The organism is Pseudomonas sp. QC2, assembly GCF_002859085.1.
Classification (GTDB): Bacteria; Pseudomonadota; Gammaproteobacteria; order Pseudomonadales; family Pseudomonadaceae; genus Aquipseudomonas; species Aquipseudomonas petroselini.
The window spans coordinates 229,850-244,182 of the sequence record NZ_PKKS01000023.1 but is presented as its reverse complement, the minus strand read 5'-3'; the positions used below and the strand labels follow the sequence as shown (position 1 = coordinate 244,182).

At 60.4% G+C, this 14,333-nt stretch carries 18 protein-coding genes; 6 read left to right on the top strand and 12 right to left on the bottom strand.

Annotated elements, in window-relative coordinates; translation table 11 throughout:
• Positions 1-67 precede the first annotated feature (67 nt).
• Genes QCBJ_RS21910 through QCBJ_RS21900 form a run of 3 tightly spaced genes read right to left on the bottom strand, consistent with a single transcriptional unit; the run spans position 68 to position 1,179 of the window.
• On the bottom strand, positions 68-688 hold the full coding sequence (locus QCBJ_RS21910; RefSeq protein ID WP_012722267.1) for an SOS response-associated peptidase: 621 nt from the start codon (positions 686-688) through the stop codon (positions 68-70).
• 36 nt (positions 689-724) lie between these two features.
• Positions 725-985 (bottom strand): putative signal transducing protein, encoded by a 261-nt coding sequence (locus QCBJ_RS21905; RefSeq protein WP_003171843.1) that lies wholly within the window; start codon positions 983-985, stop codon positions 725-727.
• An 11-nt stretch (positions 986-996) separates the two neighbouring features.
• The gene (locus tag QCBJ_RS21900) at positions 997-1,179 is read right to left on the bottom strand and encodes a CPXCG motif-containing cysteine-rich protein (protein WP_012722266.1); all 183 of its coding nucleotides are present in this window, start codon (positions 1,177-1,179) and stop codon (positions 997-999) included.
• A gap of 133 nt (positions 1,180-1,312) precedes the next feature.
• Here QCBJ_RS21900 and QCBJ_RS21895 point away from each other — a divergent pair, with 133 nt between their 5' ends.
• A complete protein-coding gene (locus tag QCBJ_RS21895; RefSeq protein WP_173390377.1) occupies positions 1,313-2,476 on the top strand; it encodes a 1-acyl-sn-glycerol-3-phosphate acyltransferase in 1,164 nt (387 codons plus the stop codon).
• Between the two features lie 119 nt (positions 2,477-2,595).
• On the opposite strand, the gene QCBJ_RS21890 is transcribed toward QCBJ_RS21895, so the two are convergent.
• Entirely contained in the window at positions 2,596-2,853 is a 258-nt protein-coding gene (locus tag QCBJ_RS21890) for a hypothetical protein (RefSeq protein WP_012722264.1), read from the bottom strand.
• 182 nt (positions 2,854-3,035) lie between these two features.
• On the opposite strand from QCBJ_RS21890, the gene QCBJ_RS21885 reads away from it, so the two are divergent.
• Positions 3,036-3,245 (top strand): hypothetical protein, encoded by a 210-nt coding sequence (locus QCBJ_RS21885; RefSeq protein WP_012722263.1) that lies wholly within the window; start codon positions 3,036-3,038, stop codon positions 3,243-3,245.
• A gap of 58 nt (positions 3,246-3,303) precedes the next feature.
• Here QCBJ_RS21885 and QCBJ_RS21880 read toward each other — a convergent pair whose 3' ends face one another.
• A complete protein-coding gene (locus QCBJ_RS21880) occupies positions 3,304-3,891 on the bottom strand; it encodes a YajG family lipoprotein (protein WP_012722262.1) in 588 nt (195 codons plus the stop codon).
• 194 nt (positions 3,892-4,085) lie between these two features.
• On the opposite strand from QCBJ_RS21880, the gene QCBJ_RS21875 reads away from it, so the two are divergent.
• Both QCBJ_RS21875 and mqo read left to right on the top strand, forming a co-directional pair.
• Positions 4,086-4,319, top strand: coding sequence for a hypothetical protein (locus QCBJ_RS21875; RefSeq protein ID WP_102061588.1), 234 nt, complete (start codon positions 4,086-4,088; stop codon positions 4,317-4,319).
• A 724-nt stretch (positions 4,320-5,043) separates the two neighbouring features.
• Complete coding sequence (mqo, locus tag QCBJ_RS21870; RefSeq protein WP_012722258.1) at positions 5,044-6,552, top strand: malate dehydrogenase (quinone); 1,509 nt, start codon at positions 5,044-5,046, stop codon at positions 6,550-6,552.
• 69 nt (positions 6,553-6,621) lie between these two features.
• Here mqo and QCBJ_RS21865 read toward each other — a convergent pair whose 3' ends face one another.
• The 4 genes from QCBJ_RS21865 to QCBJ_RS21850 form a co-directional block, all read right to left on the bottom strand.
• Entirely contained in the window at positions 6,622-6,909 is a 288-nt protein-coding gene (locus QCBJ_RS21865) for a PA4642 family protein (RefSeq protein ID WP_012722257.1), read from the bottom strand.
• A gap of 130 nt (positions 6,910-7,039) precedes the next feature.
• Positions 7,040-7,525, bottom strand: coding sequence for a hypothetical protein (locus QCBJ_RS21860; protein ID WP_102061587.1), 486 nt, complete (start codon positions 7,523-7,525; stop codon positions 7,040-7,042).
• Positions 7,526-7,560: 35 nt separating this feature from the next.
• Positions 7,561-8,028 carry a WbuC family cupin fold metalloprotein gene (locus QCBJ_RS21855; RefSeq protein WP_093542176.1) on the bottom strand — a complete coding sequence of 156 codons (468 nt, stop codon included), beginning with the start codon at positions 8,026-8,028 and terminating at the stop codon, positions 7,561-7,563.
• A 3-nt stretch (positions 8,029-8,031) separates the two neighbouring features.
• The gene (locus QCBJ_RS21850) at positions 8,032-8,589 is read right to left on the bottom strand and encodes a hypoxanthine-guanine phosphoribosyltransferase (RefSeq protein ID WP_012722254.1); all 558 of its coding nucleotides are present in this window, start codon (positions 8,587-8,589) and stop codon (positions 8,032-8,034) included.
• 164 nt (positions 8,590-8,753) lie between these two features.
• On the opposite strand from QCBJ_RS21850, the gene upp reads away from it, so the two are divergent.
• Together upp and QCBJ_RS21840 are read left to right on the top strand one after the other, a co-directional pair.
• Positions 8,754-9,392, top strand: a complete 639-nt coding sequence (upp, locus tag QCBJ_RS21845; protein ID WP_012722253.1) for a uracil phosphoribosyltransferase — start codon at positions 8,754-8,756, stop codon at positions 9,390-9,392.
• Between the two features lie 2 nt (positions 9,393-9,394).
• Entirely contained in the window at positions 9,395-10,669 is a 1,275-nt protein-coding gene (locus tag QCBJ_RS21840; protein ID WP_012722252.1) for a uracil-xanthine permease family protein, read from the top strand.
• Between the two features lie 66 nt (positions 10,670-10,735).
• On the opposite strand, the gene hisC is transcribed toward QCBJ_RS21840, so the two are convergent.
• The 3 genes from hisC to hisG form a co-directional block, all read right to left on the bottom strand.
• The gene (hisC, locus tag QCBJ_RS21835; RefSeq protein ID WP_012722251.1) at positions 10,736-11,788 is read right to left on the bottom strand and encodes a histidinol-phosphate transaminase; all 1,053 of its coding nucleotides are present in this window, start codon (positions 11,786-11,788) and stop codon (positions 10,736-10,738) included.
• Positions 11,789-11,791: 3 nt separating this feature from the next.
• A complete protein-coding gene (hisD, locus tag QCBJ_RS21830) occupies positions 11,792-13,114 on the bottom strand; it encodes a histidinol dehydrogenase (RefSeq protein WP_012722250.1) in 1,323 nt (440 codons plus the stop codon).
• Positions 13,115-13,488: 374 nt separating this feature from the next.
• Positions 13,489-14,124 carry an ATP phosphoribosyltransferase gene (gene hisG / locus QCBJ_RS21825; protein ID WP_003188599.1) on the bottom strand — a complete coding sequence of 212 codons (636 nt, stop codon included), beginning with the start codon at positions 14,122-14,124 and terminating at the stop codon, positions 13,489-13,491.
• Positions 14,125-14,333: the final 209 nt, after the last annotated feature.

The following is a 14,333-nucleotide window of genomic DNA, read 5'->3' as shown; positions in this document are numbered from 1 at the left end:
TACAGTCGAAGGTGGGAGCTGGCTTGCCTGCGATGAGGCCCTCAAAGACACCCCATAACACCCAGACTCACGCCGGCGTCAGGCACTCCGGCCCATTGAGCTTCGGATCATTGACCATGTTGGCCAAAACCCGCTCGCGCAACGCGGTCGGCTCACTGGCCAACAAGCCTTGCAACACAGGCAACGGCGTCTCGGGATCAAGCCAGGCTTCCTGCCCTGCTGCATCCAGGATTAACGGCCGGCGCTGAGCCTGTGCGGCCTGGGTCACCACCGCCGTGCTCAGCCACACCTGCTCCTGCACGGGGTAAGCTTCCCAGATCGCGGCGAAAAACAGCGTGGAGCCCTCCCCCGGCGTCAACCAGTACGGGCGTTTGCGCTGGGTGCCGCGCCATTCGTAGAAACCGTTGGCGGGCAACAGGCAGCGACGCTGGCGGAACGCTTCGCGGAACATCGGTTGTTCGGCCAAGGTTTCGGCTCGCGCATGCGCAGGCGTGCGGGACAGGTCGGTCAGCCAGGGCGGTGTAAGCCCCCAGCGGGCTCGCGCCAGGGTGCGCTGGCCGTCGGTGGCGCGCTGGATCAGCACCGAATCATTCGGGGAGATGTTCCACTGGGCCTGCTGGTCGGCCGGGAAGCCCGGCAAGGCAGCAAAAGCAGGGTTCCAGCGAAACAGGGCATAACGTCCACACATGGGGCAACACGACTCTTGGGTAAACCGACCGACAGCCTAACAGACCAGCACGTCGGGGAAGCTGTCCGGTTCGTCGCCGGGCAAGGGTTGCGCGCCAATGTAGGCAGTGATCAGCTCGCGGGCGTCAACGGCCCGGTCGTTGTCCACCTCCAGCCCCAATAGGCCGAAGATCGGCAATTCGCCAGTGCCGCCCAGCAAATGGCGACCCACCAGGTGCGCCTCGATGCCCTCGCTGGCGAGCATCTGTTGCAGCAGCTCGCCTTCCATCAGGTTTTCCGGTTCGTAGATTCGCTGCATGGGCGTCCCCGTTATTCGTTCTCGCTGCGGGTTTCAAGCATCCATTCTTCACCATGGACCTGCAGATCGAAAATAATCGGTCGGCAACACACCTGGCAGTCTTCTATATAGGTCTGGTCACCACCCGACAAATCCACCGTTGTCTCGACCACTTCACCACAATAAGGACAATCGTACGTCGCGCTTTCCAGCATCGCAGCCTCCAAGGTGACTTGTGCGTATAATCGCCGGTCTATTTACAGGGTTATCGTTCGGCTGAGCCCATTACTCAGGCCGCGCCCTGGTATTTCCTTTACTTACCCTAGCCGTTTCTAACAAGAGAGCATGATGGGCCAATTCGATACCATCCGACCTTACAACGACAGCGAAGTCCCGGCAGTACTGGACCGGCTGTTCAGTGACAAGGCCTTTCTGGACATCCTGACCCACTTTCGCTTCCCGCGTTTTGCCGGCGCCCTGGGCTGGCTGCTCAAGCCAATGATCGCCCGCAAGCTGCGCCGTGAATTCGCCGGTGTCACCACCGTGGCCACGCTGCAGGACAAAGTCGAGTATTACGTCGATCACACCATTGATCGAGCGACCGACGGCGTCACTTATACCGGTGTAGAGCAACTCAAGTCTGGCACCGCCTACGTATTCCTGGCCAACCACCGCGATATCGTAATGGACCCGGCCTTCGTCAACTATGCCGTATACCACGCCGGCCTGCCGACGCCCCGCATCGCCATCGGCGACAACCTGCTGCAAAAGCCGTTTGTCAGCGACCTGATGCGCCTGAACAAGAGCTTTATCGTGCACCGCTCGATCACCGGGCGAAAGGAGAAGATGGCGGCCTACAACCTACTGTCGGCCTACATCAACCACTCGATCCGCAACGACTGCCAGTCGATCTGGATCGCCCAGGCCGAAGGGCGCGCCAAGGATGGGGATGATCGCACCGAGTCGGCGATCCTCAAGATGTTCCACGTCAGCCGCAAGGACGAGCCGTTTGCCGAGGTGATCCAGTCGTTGAACCTGACGCCGGTATCGATCAGCTACGAGTACGACCCTTGCGATACCGCCAAGGCTCGCGAGCTGTATATCCGCGCCACGACGGGTACCTACTGCAAGGCACCGGGTGAGGATGACGTGAGCATCGCCCTTGGCATCACGGGCTACAAGGGCCGGGTGCATATCAACTTCGCACCGCCGATTACCGAACGCTTCGAAGACACCAAGCTGCTGGCGGTGGAAATGGACCGGCAGATTTTGGGCGGTTACAGGCTGTTCCCGGTGCACTACCTGGCGTACCAGCAGTGGAGCGACGCCGACCCGCAATTGCAGGTGCCGACGGCGGCCGAAGTGTTCCCGGCGGACGAACTGGCCAAGGCCAAGGCTGAATGGGAGCGCCGCCTGAACGAATGCCCGGCCGAGCACCGGCCGTTCCTGGTGGTGCAATATGCAACCCCGGTGCGTAATCAGTATCGGGTCAAAGCGGGCATTCCGCTGTAAAACACCGATCCAAATGTGGGAGGGGGCTTGCCCCGATCACGGAGTGTCAGTCGACATCTGATTGACTGGCATACCGCTATCGGGGGCAAGCCCCCTCCCACATTTGCTTTATGGTGTGTTTAAAGACGGGTGCTGAGCCAGGAGAGGGCCAGCGCCAACCCCAGGCAGGCGAACCCGACGCGGTAAGCCAGGCGATGCGCCCGCTCGGTGCGCACATCCAGAAACAACATCGGCTGGTCGATCGCGCGGTCTTCGCGTTGTGCGGTCAGTTCGGCCATCGCGCGCTGTTCGTGCAGGCGGGTGATGAACAGCAGCGCGGCACCCGGGCAGGCCACCAGTAAAGCCACAACATTGATCAATAGTGCGGGCAGCGCCATCGCAAACCTCAGTAGACAGTGTCTTGGTATCAGTTCAGATACAAACCTGAACGATAGTGGCCTCCAGCGCCGCAAATGCTCCCTCCCCCATTGACGGCTAATGTATCCAGTAATTTACGTCGTCACCTGAACGTCACCTTAACAGGCCACTCTGTTGCCCTTCGACGCTTTAGGAGCTTGTCATGTTGCACGCGCAAAACCAGGATCGGCTGTACCTGATCGCCCAAAGCGAAGAGCAAGAGGCGCTGATCGGCGGCCTGGCCTTCAACGTCCAGGACCGCCACTGGCTGGTGTATTGCGCGCTTGGCGGGCACCAGCATGCGGACTTGCCGGAGACCGATCTGTTGACGGGGGTGAGCCTGCTGGACTTCTGTATCGACACCGCCGCATGAAACTGAAGGCGAAAAAAAACCGGACGCCTCGCAGCGTCCGGTTTTTTTTGGGAAGCGGTCATTGCGAGCTGAGCAATGAACCGATGCTTGGGTCCTTGAAAAGTCGAGTCAAGGCGTCACTCAGGACATCGCTGACCAACTTGGTGTTGGTTTCCTGGTTCGGCGACATACCGAACCGCTGGTTCAGGGACGCACCGTAGCGACCGCTGTAGCGACGGGTACCGGCGCTGACGTCGGACTTGAAGGTCGCGCCGATGGACGCCTCGGTCACGTACAGGCCGTCTTTAGGCGACTGATATTTCAATTCGGCCAGGGTGATGGTCAACTGCGGAGCACCCGGCGCGTTGGGGCTCGGGGTGAAACCCAGCAGGCGCACGGCGGCTTCAGCCTGGGCTTGCAGCTTGGGCAGTACGTCTTGAGCGTTCACCGAGACCAGGGCCGTTTCCGGGTACAGGCCACCGCGCGAGCCGAGTGTCGGCGATGGACGACCATCCACCACACGCACCGATACCGCCTGGCCGTGGCCGACTGGGGCCAACTGCGTGGTGATCTTCGGTTCCGGGGTCAGTTGTTGCGGGCTGTTGGCGCAGCCAACCAAGGTCAAACTGGTCACAGTGATCAAACCGAACAACAGGCGTTGCAACATGCTCTTCTCTCCAGAAATCGAGTACCGACAGGCGGGCAGTATAGCGGTGCGCCAGTGCCGGGAACTAGCGCCAGTTACATCCTGAGACCCCTGCGGACTGTAGCGGTTCGATGTCACTGATATGTCATGACCGATACACAGACCCGTCATGCCCGACAGGCAAGCTTGGCCCCAATCTCAGGAGGTTGATCGCCATGCATTTTATCTGGTCACTGTTCACGCGCAAGACCGCCCTTCGCCAGTATGCCCTGCTCGATGCGCAAGGTCGTTGCCAGGCCTTCAAGGAGTGCAGCCAGCCTCCTGTAGGTGACGGCTGGGTGGAAATCGACGAAATCCGCCTGAGCTGGATGCACCACCCGCTGCCGGCCCGCGCCCGTGTCAGCCCGCGTGCAGCGCAGTCACCCCGACACCAGCCGTTGGCCGCCTGACCGAACGCCTAATAAAAGTCATAAAACACGCCCATTTCCTTAGCGTTCTTCGCTACAATCTCCCCCCGATTATAAGGACGTCTCCTGATCGGGCCTCGCAGCATCGTTAATGCCTCGGTATTAACCCCAAGAATCGCCCACAGAGAGCCGCCCACACAGATCGAGTGAAGCTGGCGCGCTTGCTGTTTCTTTGCAAACCACCCGTCTTTACCGAATCTGCCAGAGCTGCCATTGCGCTCGGCCACTTGAGTTGTTTGCCCGTTTTGCCGCGTGTCGGCAAGGTATCCGGGCCAGGTGCCAGGCTGGGGCAGCCCTTTTTTGAGGTTCACGTCTTCAAAAGAGCGTGAAAAAACGGGTTTTCACAACTTCACAAGAGTGTGGCGAGCAAATGAATAGTTTGGCGTTTGTACAAGCACCATCAGCGTCTGGAACAGCCCAACCACACAGGACCGAGTACTCCTTAACAACCGGAGCTTGAGCCTGTCCGCTACGGATTGATTGCACGAATCACACGCTTTGACCATAAGTCGAATTGCCACAGGCGCCCATGAATGCGTTCATAGGCAGATTCGCCCGGCAGGAAGCGTGTGCTGAAGTTGCAAAGAATTGCGAATCGGACATGGCGATCCTGGCCATGGGTAACCTGGGGCAACACGTGAACCGCCCCGTCACTCCTGGCAGCCATGCCGTCAATTTGGTGCTGCAGATTTTGGAGACGCGTTAAATGGCGCATAACGAAGCAGTCGACGTAGTACTGGTAGGGGCCGGCATCATGAGTGCCACCCTGGCCGTACTGCTCAAAGAGCTCGACCCCGGCCTCAAGCTGGAAGTCGTTGAGCTGATGGATTCGGGTGCCGCGGAAAGTTCCAACCCGTGGAACAACGCCGGTACCGGCCACGCCGGCCTGTGTGAGCTGAACTACACGCCGCAGGCCGCGGATGGCTCCATCGACATCAAGAAAGCCGTGCACATCAACACCCAGTTCGAGGTGTCGAAGCAGTTCTGGGCGTACCTGACCCAAAAGGGCACCTTTGGCTCGTCCAAGTCCTTTATCAGCCCGGTGCCGCACCTGAGCTTCGTGCAGGGCGAAAAAGGTGTATCTTTCCTCAAGCAGCGCTTTGAAACCCTCAGCCAGCATCACGCGTTTTCGGACATGCACTACACCGAAGACCGCAACGAGATGGCCGAGTGGATGCCGCTGATGATGCCGGGGCGCCCGCTCGACGAAAAAATCGCGGCCACCCGTGTGATGAACGGTACCGACGTCAACTTCGGCGCGCTGACCAACCAGCTGCTCAGCCACCTCTCCAGCTCGCCGGATGCCCAGGTCAAGTACAGCAAGCGTGTCACCGGCCTCAAGCGCAATGGCGCGGGCTGGACCGTGAGCATCAAGGACGTCAACAGCGGCAACAGCCGTGAAGTCGATGCCAAGTTCGTGTTCCTCGGCGCCGGTGGCGCGGCCCTGCCGCTGCTGCAAGCCTCGGGCATCGAAGAAAGCAAAGGCTTTGGCGGCTTCCCGGTCAGCGGCCAATGGCTGCGTTGCGACAACCCGGAAGTGGTCAAGCATCACCAGGCCAAGGTCTACAGCCAGGCGGCGGTGGGTTCGCCACCGATGTCCGTGCCGCACTTGGACACCCGCGTGGTGGATGGCAAGAAGTCCCTGCTGTTCGGGCCATACGCCGGGTTCACCACCAAGTTCCTCAAGCACGGCTCATTCCTTGACCTGCCTCTGTCGGTTCGCGCCGGCAACATCGGCCCGATGCTGGCCGTGGCCCGGGACAACATGGACCTGACCAAATACTTGGTCAGCGAAGTGATGCAGTCCATGGAGCAGCGCCTGGAATCCCTGCGCCGCTTCTACCCGGAGGCGAAAGCCGAAGACTGGCGCCTGGAAGTGGCCGGCCAACGGGTGCAGATCATCAAGAAAGACCCGAAGAAAGGCGGCGTGCTGCAATTTGGTACCGAGCTGGTCGCGGCCAAAGATGGTTCGCTGGCAGCACTCTTGGGCGCATCCCCAGGCGCTTCGGTGACGGTTTCGATCATGCTGGAACTGATCGAACGCTGCTTCCCGGAAAAAACCGCCGGGGAATGGGCGACCAAGTTGCAGGAAATCTTCCCGGCGCGGGAGAAAGTCCTGGAGACCGACGCCGAGCTGTATCGCAAGATCAACATGCAGAACAACATCAGCCTGGAGCTGGTTGCACCTGCCGCCGAGACCGAGAGCTACGCTTGAGGCCGTGACGCCATAAAAAACGCCCCGCTCTCGTGATGAGAACGGGGCGTTTTTTTATGTCTCGGATAATCAGCCGCGAGCGTTTTCGATCAGTTCGATGTACTCGTCCGCGTGACGCTGATCCTTGATCAGATCGACGAAGGTCTGGCCATGCTCATCCTTGCCGTCGAGGTCCAGGCCAGCTTCCTTGAAGAAGCCCAGGAACCGTTCGAAGTCGTCGATACGCAGGCCACGGTAGGCCTTGATCAGTTTGTGCAGGGACGGTGAAGTCGCGTCGACCGGCTCGAAGTCCAGGAACAACTTGATCTGATCGTCACCGATCTCGTCACCAATCACCTGTTTCTTATCTTTACGCATTACCGACTCCAGCCTGCAGACATTTACACGGGGTTTGAAGTCTACCTGTGCGACGCAGGCTTCGAAAGCGCTGGAGACTCAATGTCGGCGGGGGTTTGCCCCCTCCCACATTAGCTTTTCAGTGTTTTTGCTATTGGGTACGCACCGCACCGGTATGCAAATCCGCCCAGATATGCCCATTGGCATAACTGAGGAACTGCACATACACCGTGTCATTGCGCAGCAGGTCGACAATCACCCGGTATTGGGCCAAGGGGTAAGACAGCGTCAGGGTTTTGCTGGAGTCGTCATACACCGGTTTTTTCAGGCTTTTGCTTTCAGCATCAAAATTGAGCACCACTTGGCTGATTGTCGCGCCTTTGTTCAAGGACTTGCCCTTGAGGCGGATCATCAGCGGCGAGGTCACCGGGATCGGTTGCTGGTTGGATTGGCGCTGGTTGCCCACCACCACTGCGTACTCAGTGACTTGCAGCAGTTGCTGCAGGTCAGGGATTTCGGCACGCAGGGTGAGGTCGTCCGCCGGCAGGAATTGGCTGTGCATCGGCGCAGGCGCCGCTGCCAGGGGTAAGCTGAGGGTCAGCGCCAAGGCGGCGCAGGTGCGAATCAACAGGCTCATGGGCCGCTCCGTGCGAGGTAGCCCAGCACTGTAGCTCAACTGAACTGGGCAAGCATCCAGCGTTGATACTCGGCCACGCCGGCCTCGCCTTCGCGGGGCGCCCAGTCGGCCAGCTCACCCTCGCCCACCGGACGATAAGGCCCGGCCTTGCACTCGAACATCACCGTGTCGGGCGCCAGCACCACCAGGCCATGGAATACACCCGGCGGCAGATCAACGCCCGAGCATTCACCACCCGCCTGCATGACGCGCTTGGCGAGCACTTCGCCGGTGTCGCTGAAAACCAGCAAGCCCAAACGGCCCTGCAGCACCAACAAGGTTTCGGCCTTATCCGCGCTCAGGTGCCGATGGGGCGGGACATAGGTGTCAGGTTGCAGGCCCACGGCCAGGCGATGACAGGGTTCTTCCATCTGGTGGAAGTTGTGGTGGTGCCGGCCACGAGGGCTGGCGCCCGCTTTCTCGGCCAGTTCGGCAAACAGCGTCTGATCAAGAAAACGGGTCATGGCTTACATCCCTTTGACGGCGTAAATGCCATTGGCGTTGCGCCAGTAGCCCTTGTAGTCCATGCCATAGCCGAAGATGTAACGGTCGATGCACGGCAGGCCGACGAAATCGGCTTTGAGCTCAGGGCGGGCCTTGCGGTCGTGGTCTTTGTCGATCAGCACGGCGGTGTGCACTTTGCGCGCGCCGGCGTGTTTGCAGAAGTCGATGATCGCGCCCAGGGTGTGCCCCTCGTCGAGAATGTCATCGATGATCAGCACGTCGCGATCAATGAAGGAGACTTCCGGCTTGGCTTTCCAGAACAGGTCGCCGCCGCTGGTTTCGTTGCGATAGCGGGTGGCGTGCAGGTAGGACGCTTCAAGCGGAAATTGCAGGTGGGTGAGCAATTTGCCGGCGAAGATCAGGCCACCGTTCATCACGCAGAAGACCACCGGATTAGTGTCGGCCATCTCGCGGGTGATGTGCGCGCCAACCTTGGCGATCGCCTCTTCGACTTGCGCTTCGGTGTACAGGCAGTCAGCCTCGCGCATGATTTGACGGATATGCTCGAGATCAGCGGACATGGCGCTCTCCAAGGGGGTGCTGTGGCAAGAAAAGCGGGCGAAGGTACGCTTCTCATGCGCTCCGAGCAAGCCTTAATGGACTAACGTACTAGATGTCTATAGGACAACACCCTCGGATAGATTAATCTAGGCCGGTTTTTTTGCCCGCCGCCGGAGCCTTTCCCATGCCCACTCGCGAGATCCGCCACCCGCTGATCCGACACAAGCTCGGCCTTATGCGCCGCGCCGACATTAGCACGAAGAACTTCCGTGAGCTTGCTCAGGAAGTCGGAGCGTTGCTCACTTACGAAGCCACCAAAGATTTACCCCTGGAAACCTACGATATCGAAGGCTGGGCCGGTACCGTCCAAGTCGAGAAAATCGCCGGTAAGAAAATCACCGTGGTGCCGATCCTGCGCGCCGGTATCGGCATGCTCGAAGGCGTACTCAGCCTGATCCCGGGCGCCAAGGTCAGCGCCGTCGGCGTGGCCCGCAATGAAGAAACGTTGCAGGCCCATACCTACCTGGAAAAACTGGTCCCGGAAATCAACGAGCGCCTGGCGATGATCATCGACCCGATGCTCGCCACCGGCAGTTCCATGGTTGCCACCATCGACCTGCTGAAGAAAGCCGGTTGCAAGGACATACGCGCCATGGTGCTGGTTGCCGCGCCCGAAGGCATCGCTGCCGTCGAGAAGGCCCACCCGGACGTGCAGATCTACACCGCGTCCATCGATGAGCGCCTCAACGAACACGGCTACATCATTCCAGGCCTGGGCGATGCCGGTGACAAGATCTTCGGCACCAAGCAGAAGGACGCGTGAGCATGCAGGATGAATTCAACGACCCGCTTTGGCGCCAGATCCTGTCTGGCGCACAGATGCTCTTCGTAGCATTTGGCGCGCTGGTGTTGATGCCGCTGATCACAGGCCTTGATCCAAACGTCGCACTGTTCACCGCGGGCTTGGGCACCTTGCTGTTCCAGGTGGTGACAGGGCGACAGGTGCCGGTCTTCCTGGCGTCGAGCTTTGCCTTCATCACCCCGATCATTCTCGCCAAGGGCCAGTTCGGCCTCGCGGCGACGATGGGCGGGGTGATGGCGGCCGGTTTCGTTTATACCTTCCTGGGCCTGGCGGTGAAGATCAAGGGCACCGGGTTTATCGACCGGTTGCTGCCGCCAGTGGTCATCGGCCCGGTGATCATTTCGATCGGCCTGGCCATGGCGCCGATTGCCGCCAACATGGCGATGGGTAAATCCGGCGACGGTGCCGAGCTGATCCACTACCAGACGGCGATGCTGATCTCGATGCCGGCGCTGCTGACCACCCTGATCGTGGCGGTGTTCGGCAAGGGTATTTTCCGCCTGGTGCCGATCATCTCCGGCGTGCTGGTGGGTTTTGCCATGTCGTTCTACTTTGGCGTGGTCGACACCGCGAAGATCGCCGCCGCCCCCTGGTTCGCCCTGCCCCACTTCACCGCGCCGGAATTCAACTGGCAGGCGATCCTGTTTATCGTACCGGTGGCCCTGGCCCCGGCGATCGAACATATCGGCGGTGTGATTGCAGTGGGCAGCGTGACCGGTCGCGACTACCTGAAGAAGCCCGGCCTGCACCGTACCTTGCTGGGTGACGGCATTGCCACCACGGCCGCCGGCCTGTTTGGCGGCCCGCCGAACACCACCTACGCCGAAGTGACCGGCGCGGTGATGCTGACCAAGAACTACAACCCGAAGATCATGACCTGGGCGGCGGTGTTTGCCATCAGCCTGGCGTTTATCGGTAAGTTCGGCGCGCTGCTGCAGAGCATCCCGGTGCCGGTGATGGGCGGGATTCTGTGCCTGCTGTTCGGCTCGATTGCTGCGGTGGGGATGAACACACTGATCCGCCACAAGATCGACCTGGGCGAGGCACGCAACCTGGTGATCGTGTCGGTGACGTTGGTGTTCGGGATTGGCGGTGTGCTGGTGGGTACCGGCACCGGCCCGGATGACTTTGGCCTCAAAGGCATCGCCCTGTGCGCGGTGGTAGCGATTGGTTTGAACCTGCTGCTGCCAGGCAATGATGGCTGGAAGAACAAAAAGCCTGACGAGCCACTGATCTAACCAGTACTGCAAAACTGAATGTGGGAGGGGGCTTGCCCCCTCCCACATTTTGCTCTTCAGTGTGGCTTAGAGCTCACCGAGACCATCGATCAGCGCCTGGTTCTGCTCAGGCGTGCCGATGCTGATCCGCAGGAACTGGGCAATCCGCGCCTGCTTGAAGTGCCGTACGATCACCCCTTGCTCCCGCAACTTGGCCGCCAGGCTGGCAGCGTCGTGCTCAGGGTGGCGGGCAAAGATGAAGTTGGCTGCTGATGGCAACACCTCAAAACCCTTCTCCTCCAATTGAGCGACCAGCTTGTCACGGCTATCGATGACCAACCGGCACGTCTTCTCAAAATACTCACGGTCTTCGAACGCCGCCGCTGCACCGACAATCGCCAGGCGATCCAGTGGGTAAGAGTTGAAGCTGTTCTTGACCCGCTCCAGCGCTTCGATCAGGTCCGGGTGGCCCACGGCCAGGCCCACGCGCAGACCGGCGAGTGAGCGCGATTTGGACAGGGTCTGGGTCACCAGCAGGTTCGGATAGCGGTCTACCAGGCTGATCGCGGTTTCGCCGCCGAAGTCGATATAGGCTTCATCGACCACCACCACCGAATCCGGACTGCCCTTGAGGATCTGCTCCACCGCGTCCAGCGCCAGCACACAGCCAGTGGGCGCGTTCGGGTTGGGGAAGATGATCCCACCGTTGGGCTTGGCGTAGTCCGCCACGCGGATCTGGAACTGCTCGTCCAGCGGCACCGGGTCGGACTTGATGCCATAAAGACCGCAGTAAACCGGGTAGAAGCTGTAGCTGATGTCCGGGAACAGCAGCGGCAAATCGTGCTGGAACAGACCGTGGAAGATGTGTGCAAGGACTTCATCGGAACCGTTGCCGAGGAAAACTTTACCGGCGTCGATCCCGTAATACTTGGCCACCGCCTGCTTGAGCAGGTCACTGTTGGGGTCCGGGTACAGGCGCAGGTTGTCGTTCAACTCGGCCTGCATCGCCGCCAACGCCTTGGGCGATGGGCCGTAGGGGTTTTCGTTGGTGTTGAGCTTGACCAGCTTGGTCAGCTTGGGTTGTTCGCCGGGTACGTAAGGCACCAAGTCCTTGACGAAAGGGCTCCAGAATTTACTCATGTTTCAGTTCCCCTTCTCTTCAAGGATGCGGTATTCGGCGCTGCGGGCGTGGGCACTCAGGGATTCACCTCGGGCCAGCACGGAAGCGGTCTTGCCCAGCTCGGAGGCGCCTTGCGGCGAGCAGAAGATGATCGACGAACGCTTCTGGAAGTCATACACGCCCAGCGGCGACGAGAAACGCGCGGTGCCGGAGGTCGGCAGCACGTGGTTCGGGCCCGCACAGTAGTCACCCAGGGCTTCGCTGGTGTGGCGGCCCATGAAGATCGCACCGGCGTGGCGAATCGACGGCAGCCAGGCTTGTGGGTCGGCTACGGACAACTCCAAGTGCTCCGGCGCGATGCGGTTGGCCACTTCGATGGCCTGGTCCATGTCGCGCACCAGGATCAATGCGCCACGGCCATTGATCGACTTCTCGATGATCTCGGCGCGCTCCATGGTCGGCAGCAGCTTATTGATGCTGGCCGCCACTTGGTCGAGGAACTCGGCGTCCGGGCTGACCAGGATCGCCTGGGCGTCTTCATCGTGCTCGGCCTGGGAGAACAGGTCCATGGCGATCCAGTCCGGATCGGTCTGGCCGTCGCATACCACGAGGATTTCCGAAGGGCCGGCGATCATGTCGATACCGACCTGGCCAAACACGTGGCGCTTGGCAGTGGCGACGTAGATGTTGCCGGGACCGACCACTTTATCGACTTTCGGTACGCTTTCGGTGCCATAGGCCAGGGCGGCGACGGCTTGGGCGCCACCGATGGTGAACACGCGGTCGACACCGGCGATGCAAGCGGCAGCCAGCACCAGCTCGTTGATTTCACCGCGCGGGGTCGGTACCACCATGACCACTTCGGTCACGCCCGCCACTTTGGCCGGGATTGCGTTCATCAACACCGATGACGGATACGACGCTTTACCGCCAGGCACGTACAAACCGGCACGGTCCAGCGGCGTGACCTTCTGGCCCAGCACCGTGCCGTCAGCTTCGGTGTAGCTCCAGGAGTCCTGTTTCTGCTTTTCGTGGTAGCTGCGCACGCGAGACGCCGCCACTTCCAGGGCCTCGCGCTGCGGTGCGGTGATGCGTGTCAGGGCCAGCTCAAGGCGTTCGCGTGGCAGGATCAGGTCAGACATGGACTTGACGTCCAGGCCGTCGAACTGGCGGGTGAAGTCCACCAGCGCCGCATCACCGCGCTCGCGCACGGCCTTGATGATGTCGAGCACCCGCTGGTTGACCGAGTCGTCGGACACGCTTTCCCAGCTCAGCAGATGATCCAGATGATGGGCGAAATCCGGGTCGGCAGCGTTGAGTCGGGCAATTGCAGTGGACGTGGTCATAGCGAGGGCCTCAATAGAATTGGCAAAAACTCAGGCGCCCGAAGGTGCGCTGACGTTCAATAACGAAGCGCGTTGGTACTGTGGTTGTGCCAGGCAAGGCGCGGGGCTGGTAAGGGTAGTTTCCTTACCAAGTCCCGCAACGCAGCATGGCGCGACCACAGTGCCAACCCGCAGGGCCCCTCAAAAGGCAGGCTGCTACGCGTCGCTAATTATTGAAAAAGAATCTTCTACTAACATAAGTTGCCTTTTGGGGTAAGGCGCGCTTCGTTATTGAACGTCAGCGCACCTTTCCAGCAGTCGTTTCCGCTTGGGCACCTGAGAATTCTGGCTATGAGGCGGATAGACGGGCGTAGCTTTTCAGCTACGCAGGTAGGTCAACCGCGGTGTCGCGACTCCACTGCCTTGCGCAGGGTGTCGATCAACGCCTGGATACGGGCGTGCTGCATCTTCATCGATGCTTTGTTGACGATCAGGCGTGAGCTGATATCGGCAATGAAATCCTGCGGCTCCAAACCGTTGGCACGCAGGGTGTTGCCGGTGTCGACCACGTCGATGATCTTGTCGGCCAGGCCGATCAGCGGCGCCAGCTCCATCGAGCCGTACAGCTTGATAATGTCGACCTGACGACCTTGCTCGGCGTAGTAGCGCTTGGCGACGTTGACGAACTTGGTCGCCACGCGCAGGCGGCCCTTGGGCTCGACATCACCGACACGGCCGGCGGTCATCAGCTTGCACAGGGCGATACGCAGGTCCAATGGCTCGTACAAGCCCTGGCCGCCGTATTCCATCAGCACGTCTTTACCCGCGACACCGAGGTCGGCCGCGCCATGTTCAACGTAGGTCGGCACGTCGGTAGCCCGCACGATCAACAGGCGAACGTCGTCCTGGGTCGTGGGGATGATCAGCTTGCGGCTCTTGTCCGGATTCTCGGTCGGCACGATGCCCGCTTCAGCCAGAAGCGGCAACGTGTCGTCAAGGATGCGGCCCTTGGACAGTGCGATGGTCAACATGGGAAACGTCAGTCCTTCATCAGGCTATTGCTGTCCGGTCGCGAACGGCGCCAGACACAGATCGAGGCCATTACAGCCCCGATTTGAAACAAACCATTTAACAACAAACACCTTCCTGTGGCGAGGGAGCTTGCTCTCGCTGAGTCGCGAAGCGGCCCTCAAAAGCGGGACTGCTGCGCAGTCCAGCGGGAGCAACCTCCCTCGCCACG